The organism is Streptomyces sp. 1331.2 (assembly GCF_900199205.1).
Lineage (GTDB): Bacteria > Actinomycetota > Actinomycetes > Streptomycetales > Streptomycetaceae > Kitasatospora.
Genome location: NZ_OBMJ01000002.1, coordinates 79074 through 92917 on the forward strand (window position 1 = coordinate 79074; position 13844 = coordinate 92917).

General features: G+C 71.3%; 11 protein-coding genes. 7 read left to right on the forward strand and 4 right to left on the reverse strand.

What is annotated here, in order from left to right; all coding sequences use genetic code 11:
* Window positions 1–192 precede the first annotated feature (192 nt).
* Window positions 193–1356, reverse strand: a complete 1164-nt coding sequence (locus CRP52_RS33420; protein ID WP_097240593.1) for a helix-turn-helix domain-containing protein — start codon at window positions 1354–1356, stop codon at window positions 193–195.
* 285 nt (window positions 1357–1641) lie between these two features.
* On the opposite strand from CRP52_RS33420, the gene CRP52_RS33425 reads away from it, so the two are divergent.
* Together CRP52_RS33425 and CRP52_RS38685 are read left to right on the forward strand one after the other, a co-directional pair.
* The gene (locus CRP52_RS33425; RefSeq protein ID WP_097240594.1) at window positions 1642–2307 is read left to right on the forward strand and encodes a CHAP domain-containing protein; all 666 of its coding nucleotides are present in this window, start codon (window positions 1642–1644) and stop codon (window positions 2305–2307) included.
* A gap of 89 nt (window positions 2308–2396) precedes the next feature.
* Complete coding sequence (locus CRP52_RS38685; RefSeq protein WP_179853105.1) at window positions 2397–2555, forward strand: hypothetical protein; 159 nt, start codon at window positions 2397–2399, stop codon at window positions 2553–2555.
* A 145-nt stretch (window positions 2556–2700) separates the two neighbouring features.
* Here CRP52_RS38685 and CRP52_RS33430 read toward each other — a convergent pair whose 3' ends face one another.
* Window positions 2701–5379: a hypothetical protein gene (locus CRP52_RS33430; protein WP_097240595.1), complete on the reverse strand. Its 2679-nt coding sequence runs from the start codon at window positions 5377–5379 to the stop codon at window positions 2701–2703.
* Between the two features lie 1256 nt (window positions 5380–6635).
* On the opposite strand from CRP52_RS33430, the gene CRP52_RS33435 reads away from it, so the two are divergent.
* The 3 genes from CRP52_RS33435 to CRP52_RS33445 are packed head-to-tail and all read left to right on the forward strand — an operon-like array spanning window position 6636 to window position 9957.
* Window positions 6636–7739: a bifunctional DNA primase/polymerase gene (locus tag CRP52_RS33435; RefSeq protein WP_306458929.1), complete on the forward strand. Its 1104-nt coding sequence runs from the start codon at window positions 6636–6638 to the stop codon at window positions 7737–7739.
* Window positions 7736–9556, forward strand: a complete 1821-nt coding sequence (locus CRP52_RS33440) for a DNA primase family protein (protein WP_097240597.1) — start codon at window positions 7736–7738, stop codon at window positions 9554–9556. The genes CRP52_RS33435 and CRP52_RS33440 overlap by 4 nt, the downstream gene beginning before the upstream one ends.
* Window positions 9553–9957, forward strand: a complete 405-nt coding sequence (locus CRP52_RS33445) for a DUF6009 family protein (RefSeq protein ID WP_097240598.1) — start codon at window positions 9553–9555, stop codon at window positions 9955–9957. Before CRP52_RS33440 ends, CRP52_RS33445 begins: the two co-directional genes overlap by 4 nt.
* Before the next feature lie 122 nt (window positions 9958–10079).
* On the opposite strand, the gene CRP52_RS33450 is transcribed toward CRP52_RS33445, so the two are convergent.
* A complete protein-coding gene (locus CRP52_RS33450; protein ID WP_143685895.1) occupies window positions 10080–10685 on the reverse strand; it encodes a hypothetical protein in 606 nt (201 codons plus the stop codon).
* A gap of 286 nt (window positions 10686–10971) precedes the next feature.
* On the opposite strand from CRP52_RS33450, the gene CRP52_RS33455 reads away from it, so the two are divergent.
* Entirely contained in the window at window positions 10972–12117 is a 1146-nt protein-coding gene (locus tag CRP52_RS33455) for a toll/interleukin-1 receptor domain-containing protein (RefSeq protein ID WP_179853106.1), read from the forward strand.
* Window positions 12118–12124: 7 nt separating this feature from the next.
* Entirely contained in the window at window positions 12125–12661 is a 537-nt protein-coding gene (locus tag CRP52_RS33460) for a hypothetical protein (protein WP_097240601.1), read from the forward strand.
* A 36-nt stretch (window positions 12662–12697) separates the two neighbouring features.
* Here the strand turns inward: CRP52_RS33460 and CRP52_RS33465 are convergent, their stop codons facing one another.
* Complete coding sequence (locus tag CRP52_RS33465) at window positions 12698–13246, reverse strand: HAD domain-containing protein (protein WP_097240872.1); 549 nt, start codon at window positions 13244–13246, stop codon at window positions 12698–12700.
* Window positions 13247–13844 lie beyond the last annotated feature (598 nt).

Genomic DNA, 13844 nt, shown 5'->3' on the forward strand with positions numbered 1-13844 from the left:
GGGACGGTGGTCCGTCCGCAGCCCACAGTCGGCGAGGCGGCTGGCCCGCGCCACAGCAGTGCCGCCGTCCGACGCACGGGACGGACTGGACGGACTGGACGGACTGGACGGACTGGGCGGATGCCGGAGCGGCCGGCATTGCCGTGGCTCAGGGTGCGCGGCCGCCGACCCCGGCCGCTTGCCCGAAGCGGCTCAGCACGGCACGTCGCCGGCGCACCTCCACAGGGTCTCCCCGCCCGGGTAGACGTTGGCGCGCGGGGAGTACAGGTGGCCGACCCACTCCTCCCCGTCCCCGGCGGCGATGAACGCCTCGCCCTGGTACGCCACCGGCACCTCCTGACGCGCCGTCACGCAGTGCGCCGGATCGGTCGTGAACGCCGTACGGGCGGCGACGACGGTGTGGGTGACGGCCGGGCCGGGTTCGCAGGCATGGTGCGCCGAGGTCCAGAAGGCGGCGACCTTGACGGTGACTTCCACGGACGATGCCGTGGGGTTGTCCACCTTGAGCGCGAACACCACCCGGTGCGGCTCGACCATCGCGCACGCCCGCAGCCGTACACCCGACGGGCCGGCCATGGGCGCCGAACACCGGCTGTCCTCCCCCAGCGGGCCCACCTCCACCCCGCTCGCCGAGCCGCCGGTGCTGCGCGCAGCCGGGGCGGTCGCCGTGGCGGCCGGCGCAGTGGCCGACGCAGTGGCCGACGCGGTGGCCGACGCGGTGGCCGACGCAGTGCGCTCGGGCGGCGGCGGGACGACGGCCGGGGCCGACGCCACATCAGAACCGTTGGAGGCCGGAGGAATACGGTGGCCCGCCCACACCGCGCCCAACGCCACCACCCCGAGCACGGCCACCGAGGCCGCAAGGTACCGCCAGCGGGATCGTGGACGCCCCCCGGCCACCTCGTCCGCCCCGGCCTGCACCTCCGGAGCCTCCGCCCCCGCCCGTACCGCCGGCGCGTACAGGACCAGCTCCCCCACAGCCGGAGCCTCCCCGCCCACCCTCCGCTCGGCGCGTCTCTGCTGCACCGCCCGCTCGGCGGCGAGCTTCGCCTGTTGACGCCACGCCTGCCACCGCGCCAGCTCCTCCGCGTCCGCGCCGAAGATCCGGGCGAGCTCCGCCAGGACGCTGAGGTCGGGCAGGTCGGTGCGTTCGAGGTGCAGATAGCGACTGACGGACGACTTGCTCAGCCCCTCCACCCCGGAGCGCCCGAGGCTGTCCTTCAGCTTCGCCGCGACCCGCTCCATCGACAGGCTGGACTCCTTGAACCTCTCGTTCAGCGCCCGGACGAGCAGCCTCCTCGGGTCCTCTGACTCCTCCGCCCCGTCCGGTCCCGCGTCGTCCGGCTCGTCGTGCACGCCGTCTTCTCCCACCGCTCTCCCACCGCCCAGCCGTTCCCGCAGGTCAGAGGCTTGGGCGGGCGGTGGGACGGCGGTGGGAGACCGGTGGGACGTTTGCCCTGCCGACAACCCTGGTGACGCACCGTCAGCGCTCGGCACGATGGGACCACGGCGCCGATCCGGCCCGTCGACTCCCAGCCTTCGCCCCGCCCCGGCCTGCTCGCCCGCAGCTCTGGCATGCCCGCCGACTGTATCGAAGCGAACGACCGCGGGGTGACCTGGAACACAAAGGAGTGATCTTCCGTGAAACTCTCCCGCCGCACCCTGGTGGCCGCCCTGCTCGCCGCCACCGCGCTCACCTCCGCCGCCACCGGCGCCACCGGCGCCAGTGCCCACGCGGACACCCGCAGCACCACCGCCGGGCAGGTGGCGGCGCAGCCGCTGGACGAGGCCGTCGCGCCGGCCTCCTCCGCCCAGGCCTCCTCGGCGCTGCGCAACAAGATCGTCTCCGTGGCCCGCGGCGAGGTCACCCGCAAGGGCGGCGAGCCCGAGGACAGCCACGCCTGCAACAAGTACTTCGAGTACACCAAGGTCGGCCACGGCTCCTGCCAGGAGACGTCCTGGTGCGCGGCCTTCGCCGAGTGGGTGTGGCACAAGGCCGGCGTCAAGGGCGTGCCGGACGACACCCTGGCGGCGCGCGGCATCGGCAAGTGGGGCGTCGAGCGGGGCCTGTTCCACCGCCTCGGCGGCTACACCCCCAAGCCGGGCGACCTCATGATCTACGGCGAGCCCGACGGCCACACCCCGGGCCACGTGGGCGTCGTCGTGGCCGTCCACCCGAACGGCACCGTCGACACCGTCGACGGCAACTACAGCGACAAGGTCACGCTCCGCGAAGACCTCAAGCCCTCCGAGGTCGTGGTCAACCACAAGGACGTCAGCGGCTTCGTCAGCCCGCCCGGCGCCTGACCCCGACCCCACACCCCGGGGCCGCCGCCGCACGGACGACGGCGGCCCCGACCGGCAGAACCACCCCACTGGTAGGAAGGACCCACCCCATGCCCATGTGCAAGTCCTGCGACGGCGACGGCGAGTGCCGCGCCTGCCACGGAACCGGCGAACGCGACGGCTTCGCCGCCCCCCGCAAGTGCGACACCTGCGGCGGCGACGGCGTCTGCACCGGCTGCAAGGGCGACGGCCACACCTTCGGCTGGTGACGCGGCCGATTTTCCGCGGAAAATTCACTGCGTGCTGAGCGCTGAGCGCCGCCGCCCGCCGTGGCGGTGCGTGCGGTGAACGGCGAGGTCCCCGGGGCGGTGATCGCTCCGGGGACCTCGGTTCAGCAGGTTTCCTGACGTGGGGTCAGCCGAGCTGGTAGTAGCCGAAGATGTCCACGATCAGGTCGGTCGAACCGTCGCTCTCGTTGAAGAGGTCGACGATGCCGTTGCCCGGGGTGGCCTGGGCCAGGTTGGGGACGGTGTCGCCACGGCGCCAGTTCAGGGTGGAGACGTTCGGTGCCGCCGCGGGCTGGGCGTAGCCGTTCTGGTAGGCGTCCCAGGTGTTGGGGTCCGGGGCGACCGACAGGTGGCCGGCGTCGGCGGTGTTGGTGACGGTGGTGTTGAAGACGAACGCCGGGATGTCCGTGCGGTTCGTCATGTGCAGGGGCAGGTAGTTGCGGCCCGGCAGCGAACCGCCCCAGCTGGCGTCGCGGGTGTCGACCAGGCGCTCCGGGATGACCGGCATGTAGGCGGCGCCGGAGCCCGCGTAGTAGTAGCCGACCACGTCGACGATCACGTCGGCGGCGGCCCAGGCGCCGTTGAACACCTGGATCCGGCCGTCCGCGCCGACCGGGACGATGACCGCGTTGGCGACGGTCTGCCCGGCGGTGAAGTTCACGTTCGAGGCGGTGGGCAGCGGCTGGCCGCTCGGGTAGACGGTCAGGTGGCCGTCGCTGCGCGGGTTGGTCACGGTGACGTTGAGGGCGACCGCGGAGATGCCGGCGCCGGGAATCCCCGGGGCGGCGTTGGCGATCTGCACCGGGACGGCGCTGTAGGCGCCGACCTGGCCGGCCGGCGCACCGATGCCGGTACGGGTGTCGACCAGGCGGGTCGGCCCGACCGGGTTGTAGCCGGCGGCGTTGGACTGGGTGAAGTAACCGGTGACGTCGGCGATCACGTCGACCGCGCCCCAGCCGCCGTTGTACAGGTCGACGTAGCCGTTCGCGCCGACCGGCACGGTCACCAGGTTCGGGACGGTCTGCCCGGCCTGGTAGTTGACGTTGGAGGTGGTCGGCTGGGCGCCGCCGTCCGGGTAGGCGTCGATGTGGCCCGGCGTCACCGGGTTGGTGACGGTCACGTTCAGGACCACGGCGGTGACGCCGGTGGGGATGCCGCCGTTGCCGCCGACCTTCACCCGCACGGTGCCGTACGCCGGGACCTGGGCGGCCTGGGCCGCGCCGGTGCCGTCGCGGGTGTCCAGCAGCCGCTTGGGCCCGTAGGCGGTGTACTGCGAGCCGACGGTGGTGACGTCGACCGTGTTGCGGACGGTGTTGCCGCTGTGGTCGTAGTCGGTGGCGGTGACGGTGTAGCTGCCCAGCGTCTTGTAGACGTGGTTCAGCGTCGACTGCACCGGCTTGTCGCCGGCGAAGTTCACGATGTCGGTGCTGCCGTCGCCCCAGTTGACGTACAGGTCCTGGGCGACGGGCCTGGTGGTCACGTCCACGGCCAGCGAGATGCCGTACGCGCTGGTGTTCTTCGCCGTCAGGGCCATGGCGAAGCCGGGGTTGGTGCTCTGGAACTTGACCGCGCCCCGGTCGGTCATCGGGCCGCTGCCGAAGTAGTCGGTGGTCAGCGCGCCGGGGGCGCTCGGGTTGGCCGCGCCGATCGCGGTGGCTCCGGGCTGCAGGGCGTACGCCACGCCGAAGTCGTAGCCGTTGCCGACGACCTGCGGCGCCACCGCCTCCACCGTGTCGTGGGCTCCCTGGGGCTTGGCCGCCTGCGCCTGGGCGGCCTTGAACGCGGCGAGCGTCGGGTACGCGGTGCCGGCCCAGCGGTAGGGTCCGGCGCCGTTGGCGACGGCGGAGTAGAAGTCGTTGTAGTCGGAGGTGGTCCCCGCGGCCGACTCGGCGGACACCGTCACGGCCGGCGCGCCGGAGTCGCAGGCGGCCGCGTCGGTGGACTCCACCAGGAGGTTGTTCTGGACCGACACCGCCGTGGCGGCACCGTCCACGGCGACCGCCGGGAGGCAGCCGCGCTGGATGGTGTTGCCGGTGACGTTCAGGCCCTGCACCCCGGTGGCGGCGATGCCCGAGGCGGCCAGCAGGTTGCCGGCCAGCGTGACGTTCTTCGCGCCGGCGGCGACGGTGATGGCCGTGTTGGACACCGTCGGGGCCGGGGAGACGTGCGTCCGGGTCACCGCGACATCGCTGGAGGCGCCGTCGATGGTGACGCCGATGCTCTTGTCGTTGCCGGCCCAGAGGTGGTTGGAGTCGAGGGTGATCCGGCTGGAGCCCTTGACCGCGATGGTGCCCGACCCGGTGTACGCGTCCAGGTAGAGGTGGCTGACCGTCACGTCGCTGACGCCGTCCAGGGTCAGCGTGGGCTTGTCGCCCACCGAGGACACCTGCGGGATGTTGTCGCCGCCGACGATGGTGAGTCCGGAGGTCCGGATGACCACCGATTCCGGCGAGCGCGCCGGGTTCCCGCCCTCGATCTTGCCCGCCACCTGGATGGTGTCACCGGGCGAGGCCGCGTCGACGGCGTGCTGCAGGCTGCAGAACGGCGTGGCCTGCGCACCGGTGCCGGTGTCGGCGGTGCAGGTCGAGGCGGTGATGGCGTAGATCGTCTTGCCGGTGGGCTGCGGGGCCGCCTCGGCCGACGGGGCGGCGGCGGTCTTCGGGGCCGTCGCGTTCTTCGGGGCGGCGGTGCCGGTGGTGGCGGCCTGCGGGGCGGCCTGGTTCTGCACCCGGTACGACTTCTCCGCCGGGCTGGTGAAGATCTTGGGCGCGGCCGGCTCGGACCCGATCAGGGTCGGAGCCTCCACGGCGCGCGGTACATCCGGCTGGGCCGGACCGGCGGCGAACGCCTGGCCCGGCAGAAACGCGATTCCGGCAGCGACGGACACTGCGGTCGCGATGAGACGGCGGTGGGACACCAACCCCCCATGGTCTTAAAGTCCGATGATCGCCTGATGGCCGCGTCAGACTACAGACCCCCTACGACAGCCAACAACCGGGATATCCCGGAAGGTCAACTCCGCTGGTCAGCGGGGTAATCCGCGCTCGGAGCCGTCGGTCGCTGCCCACCTCGCCGGGGGCACGGGATCCCTCCTCGGGCCAGGACACGGACGACCTCGCGGGGACGACCGAGGGTTGCAGCAGCATGTCGGTCCCAGAGTCGCTTGGGTCGCTTCGGTCGCTCGGGTCCTTCGGTAGCTCCGGGTCCGCGGTCCAGGAGAGGGGCTGGCCCGGATCTTCGGTCGCTGGGTCGCTGCCCCACGTTTAGGGCGTTACCCGGGCGACGGCGCCGTACCCCCACGGCAGCGACCCAGCGATCGAAGCGACCCAAGCGACCCACCGCAGGAACTCCTGAACGAAAAAGCGGCCCTCGGCAGGCGGCGCGCCAGCCAGAACCTGTTCATAACGGACCAAACCATCCCAGCCGGGCGGCGACCGGAGCCATGGGAGCTACCGAAGCGACCCAAGCGACCGGATTCAGGGAACGGAAGCAGTTCCTCGGCAGTCCTGACACGCGCGACACGCCGAGGGTCAGTGCCCAAGAGACTCAGTCGCTGTTGGTCGCTGAGCTTCAGTCGCTGGACAAAACCCCAGGTCAGAGGCGTTTCACCGGCCTTCTCAGCGACCGAAGCGACTCAAGTTCGGGTATATGACGACATTCCCGTGTGCGTGTGCGCGTTATAGACCCGGGCTTCAGTCGCTTCAGTCGCTGTTTGGTTGGAAAACTCGCTTTGACCTGCGAAAACGTCTCCGGACCGAAAGCAGCGACCGAAGTGGTTCGGTAGCTCCCCCGCGGTTCGGTAGCTGAGTTTCGCGGCAAGGTTCGTCACTCCCGGTCCGTACGTCCTCGCTCCGATAGTCTGTGTGAGCTATCTTCTGGACTTCGGTCGCTTCAGTCGCTGATCCGGCACACACCAGTGCCGTGACCAGGCTTTTTGCGCTCAGCTACCGAACGAGCGACCCAAGACTGAACAGCTACCGAGCGACTGAAGCGACCGAAAGCGGCTGGGGACAGCCGAAGCAGCTACTGAACGAGCTACTGAACCAAGGGGGAGGGACGAGCGTGACGGCGCCGCAGGCCGTGGGGAGCGACCGAACGAGCCGCCAGCCGGACATGCCGGCCGTCGCCCGCTGGTGCGCTGCCCAGGGATGGCCGGTCCACCCGCTGGCCCCTGGGCGCAAGACACCACCCGCGAACTGCCAGGCTTGCCAGGAGTCCCCGCACTCCCCCGCCGAGTGCCCGTGCACCCGGGTCGGTCGCTGGTGCCACGGTTTCCACGCCGCCACCGTCGACCAGGACGTGATCAATGCCTGGTGGACCGTCAACCCCGACTTCGGTACGGGCGTCGCCTGTGGTCCGGCAGGCCTGGTCGTGATCGACATCGACAGCCACCCCGGCGACGTCCCCGCCCGGGACCGGCTCCTGCCCGGCATCCCGATCCACGAGCACGTCAATCTCGACGGCTTGGAGAACGGCTACCACACGCTCGCCCTGCTGGCTGCTCTCCGCAGCTCCCCCGACCCGGCCCAGGACACCTCCACGCTTCGCGTCCGTACGCCCTCCGGTGGCATGCACGTCTGGTACCGCGACGACGCCGACCTCCGTTTCACCTGCTCCACGGGGTCCTCCACCGGTCGGGCCCTCGCCTGGCAGGTCGACGTCCGTGCCCACGGCGGCTACATCGTCGCCCCGGGAACCACCACCAGCGCGGGCACCTACACCGCTCTCCCCGGCGCCTGGATGCCCGCCCCGCTCCCCCGCTGGCTCAGCGAGGAACTCGTTCGCACCGGACACCTCAAGGACAGGCCGGAGACCCGACCCACCGCCCAGCCCCCCGTGCCCGACCGTGCCCGGCAGGCCGTCGTGGCAGCCGGCGGCGGCAAGCGCGGAGCCGAACGCATCCTCGACACCGTCCTGCAGGACGTGACCGACTGCGCCACCACGCCGGAGGGAGCCGGCTTCACCGGCAAGCTCAACCGTGCCGCGTACACCGTCGGAGGCCTCGTCTCCGCCGGACACCTGACCCACGGCGACGCCGAACAGCTCCTCCTCGACGCCGCCCGCACCGCCCGCCCCACCCAGGACCGACACAGCTCCGCCGTCATCCGTTCCGGCCTCGCCGCCGGCGCCCGGCAGCCCCTGCACATCGGGAAGGCCCGCGGATGACCGACAGCACCCGCAAGAGGACGGTCTTCGACCCCGTGGCCGCAGCCCAGCAGATCCTGGAGTACCCACCGGTTCCCGGCCCGTCCCAGGCCCCCTGGCACGGCAGCGCCGTCCAGGAGAGTCTGCTCGACCCCGGGGCCGAGGCCGACACTCCCGACACTCCCGAGGCTCCCGAGGCTCCCGAGGCTCCCGAGGCGCCGCCCCAGGCGCCCGTGCAGCCCTTCCACGGTGACCCGGGAGTGTTGGCAACCCCATCGAGCCCTCAGAGCCCTCAGAGCCCTCAGAGCCCTCAGAGCCCTCAGAGCCCCCCGAGCCCCCCGAGCCCCCCGAGCGCGCCTGCCAAGGCCCCCGCCCGGGCCTCCTCCCGAACGTCGGCCGAGCCGCGGGCGGGCCGTGAGGCAGGCCGTGAAGCGGACCCGCAGGCCAGCCCGCACGGCCTGCTGCCCGACTCCCTCTCCGACCGCGGCAACGCCAAGCTCTTCGTCCACCTCTACGGCCGCGACTACCGCCACGTCCCCGGCATCGGCTGGTACCGCTGGTCCACCCACCGCTGGCAGCTCGACGAGGACGACACGGTCCTGTGGGCCGCCGGCGAGATGGCCGAGAGCATCGCCAACCACGACCCCCGCGGCGTCTACACCAACACCGACCTGCGCCGGCACCGCCGCCGAGCCCTGTCCACCTCCGGCATGAACGCCATGCTGGCCCAGGCCAAGTCCGCCCCCGGCATGGTCCTCAACGCCTCCCTCCTCGACGCCGACGCCTACGCCCTGTGCACCCCCGGCGGCGTCGTCGACCTGCGCACCGGCGCCATCGTCCCGCCCGACCCGAAGGTCCACCACCACTCACGCTCCACCACCCTCGCCCCGGCCCGGATGCGCACCCCCCGCTGGGACCGCTTCCTCACCGACACCTTCGGCGACGACAAGGAAGGCCGACAGACCCGCGACTTCCTCCACCTGCTGCTCGGCTACTCGATCAGCGGCGACGTCGGCGCCCAGGTCATGCCCTTCCTCTACGGCCAGGGCAAGAACGGCAAGTCCGTCCTCCTCGACGTCATGATCCAGCTCCTGGGCGACTACGCCGACGCGGCCCCGCCCGGCTTCCTCATGGCCAAGACCTTCGACGGCCACCCCACCGACCTCGCCGAACTCCACGGCCGGCGCATCATCGTCTGCTCCGAGCTCAAGCCCGGCGACCGCTTCGACGAGGCCCGGGTCAAGCTGCTCACCGGCGGCGACAAGATCAAGGCCCGCCGGATGCGCCAGGACTTCTTCTCCTTCGAGCCCACCCACAAGCTCTGGCTGCTCGGCAACCACCGCCCCGAGGTCGGCACCGGCGGCTTCGCCTTCTGGCGCCGCATGCGCCTGATCCCGTTCGAACGGGTCGTCCCCGAGGAACGCAAGATCGACAACCTGGCCCACGTCCTCGTCGCCGAGGAGGGCCCCGGTATCCTCGCCTGGCTCATCGACGGAGCCCGCCGCTACTTCGCCGGTGAGAAGGACCTCGCCGGCCCCCAGCGCGTCCAGGTCGCCACCACCGCCTACGCGGAGACCGAGGACCACGTCGGTCGCTTCCTCAAGGAGGCCTGCGTCACGGGCGAGGGCATGCGTGCCGAACAGTCTCAGCTCTTCGGCGCCTACACCCGTTGGTGCGGCTTCGAGGGAGCCAATCCCGTTTCCGGGCGTGCCTTCGCCGCACGAGTCCGCGAGACACTGGGTATGACGTCTCCCAAGGAGATGGTCCTGTCCAACAGCCGCAAGTACTACCCGGGCATCGGCCTGATCACCGACGACACAGAGGAGCAGAACGCGTGAGCGCGCTGATCGACCCGGCCGAGCTCGCCCACGAAACCGACCTCGTCTGGCTGGAGGACACCTCCGACCTCGACTACGTCCGTCAGTCGCTGGACCGCCTCACCACCCGCCGCGGCCGCCCCGCCTACCACCGGGACGGCCGGATGGTCGGCTACGCCATCCTCGGACCGGACGCCAAGTCCTCCCGCGCCTCCGGCACCTTCCGCCGCCGCGTCTTCTGGCTGCTCCCCCACGACCGCGACCAGGACCCCGAAGGCCTCTACTCCACCGGCGCCCCCTCCGAGGCCGTCGACCCGCGCACCGTCGCCCCGGGCGTCAAGGGCTACAAGACCGAACGCTCCGAGGGCGGCCCGGCCTCGCCGGCGATGCTCGAACTGGGAATAACGCTTCCCAAGGCCTGAGGGCCTTCGTCCTTCGTCGGGCTTTCTTCAAGGCTTCTGCTGGGCCTCTGTCGGGCCTCTACACGGCGGTGGGGTGCAGTCCGAACCCGGACTGCACCCCACCGCCGTAGTGCGTTGCGTGCCTACCAGCCCTCTCGGTGCGGCTCCCCCGGGAGGACGGCCTGACCTGACAGCAGGCTTTCCAGGAACTGGCCGTGCCCGGCGACGGGCGTGCTGATGGTCCGGGCCTCCAGGGCCCGGGCGGGGATTCGCAGTACCTGGGTCTGCTCGGCTTGCTGGGTTGGGTCGCTTCGGTCGCTTCGGTCGCTCTGGTTGGCCCGGCGGACCTGGCCGACGTGGCTGACCTGGTCGATCTGGCCGACCTGGCGTCCGGAGACCATGACCCCGATGGCATCGGCGAGGTGGGTCAGCGACTGAGGCTGCTCGACCCGGTCCGCGGGGGCGGGGGCCGGCACCCGGGTACGGTCGCCGGCGTCGGGTCCCGCCCCCGTACTGCGCCGATCGACTGCCGTTTCGACCGCCGTTTTGGCCGTCGGTCCGGCCGCTTTGCTCGCCCTGCTCCTCTTGGCCGCTGTTGTCTGCGCTTCGGTCGCTTCAGTCGCTGTTGCCGTCACTGCCGGCGTCGTCGCCCTCGCCCCTGCGCGCGTCGACGCGGACTCCTCGCGCAGGCGACCGACCTCCGCCTCCAGCGCCGCCAGCCGCGCCCGCAGGTCGTCCAGCTCGCCCATCTTCTCCACCGTCCAGAACCCTCCCCGGCCGCCCACGGCCATTGACGTGCGGCTTCAGCCTAACCGGGGGCCCACCCACGCCCGAGACCGTCCACCAGGCCGGCCGTCGGGTCCACCCCTGAGCCCTGCCCTGGGCCCTGTTGACAGGCCCGCCGCTTTCCGCGATCCATGTCATGGATACGACGTCATCGATGCCGCCGCAGCGCACAGCGACTGATGACACAGCGACCGATCACAGCGACCGATGACAGCGACTGATGACAGCGACTGAGAGAGAGGTCCCCTGGTGCGACGAGATTCCGGGCAGCAGACCCGGGTGTTCGTGTCCTACTCCCGCCGGGACTCCCGCTTCGTCTCCTGGCTCGCCGACTGCTTGAAGGAACAGGGCTTCCTCGTCGACTACGACCTGTCGACCGACGACCGACTGGGCGTCGACACGGGCATCTCGGCGGAAGACGCCTGGTGGACCCGCGTCGAAGAGATGATCACCGCAGCGGATGTCGTCGTCTTCGTCGTCTCCCCCGACTCCGCGCGCTCCCGGGTCTGCGAGGAGGAGATCGCCTTCACCCAGGCCATCGGGAAGCGACTGATCCCCGTGCTCTTCCGGCCTGTCGACTACCGGAAGATCCCACCCCGGCTCGCGGCGCTCAACGTGAAGGTCAGCTTCGCCGAAGCGGAAGCGGTCGCCGAGCACGACGCGATCGCTCAGCACGAAGCCGCCTCCCAGCACGAAGCCGCCGCGTTACAGCTACTGATGGACGCCCTCCGGCACGACGTCCGCTGGTACCGAATGGCCACCCAGGTGACCGCCGCGGCCCGGCGCTGGCACACGGCGAGCCGACCCGCCGGCCACCTGCTGCGCGGCAGCGCCCTGCAGGAGGCCGAGGAGTGGGCGGCGCGCAGGCCCGCCGAGGCAGGCCGCCTGCCCGACGTCGTGCTCTCCTTCCTGCGCGCCGGCCGGGAGCAGGAGGAGGAGGTCCGCCTGGTCGCCGAGATCCAACGCGCCAGGCTGGACGAACTGCGCGAGATCGTCGAACCGTACCTGCTTGCGGAGATCAGGCTCAGGGAGCAGCACGAGGCCTCCGTCCATCCGTTCCACCGCGAGGAGTTCCGGCAGATGACCGACTACCTGAGGTCCCTGCTGCGGATCGAGGCCAAGAAGTGGCACCCCCAGCGCGCCGCACACGTCCAGGCGACAGGCGCCCGGGACGGCTACGCCGACATCTACCGCTTCCCCTGCTGCGGCAAGTACGCCCGGGAGTTCGGCGCGCAGCACCCCTCGCAGCTCAGCAGCGAGGGCTGCCGGGACGTCCCCGAAGCCATCCGCGCCCGGCCCCGCCAGGCACCCAGCGACTGGCGCCGCGGCTCCCTCCTCCTCGGCGCCCGGGAGGAAGCGGAACACCCGCGAAACCGGTTGACCGGTGGTGAATGATGAGGCCGTGATCTCCAAGGAACGCGCCGTCGAACTCGTCGAGACCTACCTGGCCAGAGAGCTGCCGACCTGGCGATGGGCAGGGTCTCCCCCCACGCCGGAGATCTACCACCTGGAGGAGCGGACGGTCGGCTGGCTCGTCTTCTGGCGCTCGGCGGAGCAGGCCCGCGCCCGTCACGTCCGCGGAAGCTTCGTCGGCGGCCACTACCTGGTCGACCTGTACGACGGGAGCATCCACTACGTGCCTGCCGTCTGGTTCGAGAACGAGGGCTGGGAGGAGCAGTACCTCCTGGAGGTCAAGGGCATCAGGCTGCCCGACCCACTGGCCGCCGCCGCTCGTGAGCTCGTCCGTTCCGCCGGAGTCGTGGCCGCGATGAACCACGTGCGCAAGCAGGCCCCGAAGCTGACCCTGGCGGACGCGAAGGCCTACGTCGCGGCCGTCCGGGACGGTGCCGAAGCGTCGGAGGAGCTGGCGAGCCTCACCCGGCCGGAGCCGAAATGGCCGCTCCTGCCCATCGAAACGGTGGCCGGCCCGGTCCAGTAGGGGGCGGTTCTCCGGGGTGCCTCGGTCCGGCGACTGTCAGGCCGGCCGACGCGCCCAGTCCGCCAGAACCGCGAAGTCCTCCGCCGTCAGCCCGGCCTTCGGATCGACATGGTGAAGAAGCGCCGGACCACCGTGGTGGGCCTGCACCCAGCTGCGGTCCGCCTCCGTGATGTGGTCGTCCACCCAGGCGAACGGGCGGCCCTGCGCCCAGGCCGTGATCTCCGGCGTCTTCCAGAACACGCCGCCCTCGGGCTCGGGCCGCGGATCGGACCAGGCGATGAACGGCATCGTGGGCAGCCCCAGGAGCGGCGCGAGGAAGGCATCGGCCTCCTCCTCCCACGTCGTCGCCCACACCAGGTCGAACGGCAGCGCGGCGAGCGCGGGCCCGTGCGCCGGATTGAGCCAGACCCGCAGAGCCTTCGGGGCCTTGTGGGGAAGCCCCCATGCAGCGAGCCGACTCCGCTCAGCCGCCTCCCACCGCGGCGTCATCAGCCGGTGCGTCACATAACCCTCGGGCCGCCGGTGCGGCTTCGCCGCATACGGATTCAGCGGCCCGTCCACATCCACCAGCAACACCGGCCGCATCACGCCACCCCCAGAGCTCGTCCCCGTAGGCCCGTACGGTACTGGCCGCTCCACAGCAGGCCCAGCGGATTTCCCTGGGCGCCTCGGATGGCGCTGCCCCCGCTCCAGGGGCTGCCCCGGCCCACTCCCCCACCACCTGCTGCCGCCGCCCCGAGGCTCCGACCCGAGGATTTTCCGCGGAAAATTCCGAGCCTCGGAGAGCAGTAGGACGCTCGGACCCATGGGTCGGAGGGCGGGCGGTACGGCCGCCTGAGACCAGTCCTCGAAGACGGCTTCCACGGGCTCCGGATTTTCCGCGGAAAATCCGAAGCCGATTCGCGGTCACTACGAGGGCGTCGCCGGAGACGAACCGGGGTCACTGCTCGGCGGCATCAGCCGTGCCGCACCCACTCCCCCGGCCGCCGTGGCTCGACACGATTTTCCGCGGAAAATTCCGGAGCCCTTCCTAACCGACTCCCCCACCACCGGCACGTCAGGTCGGAGGCCCCAGGACGCCATGGTCGGTGTCGCTGGGCCCCGCCGGTATCGCCTGGATCGTCAGTGATGGCCCACGGACGACAGCCGGACTGCTGCCGGCACGGCTGTCGGGTCGAGGTGA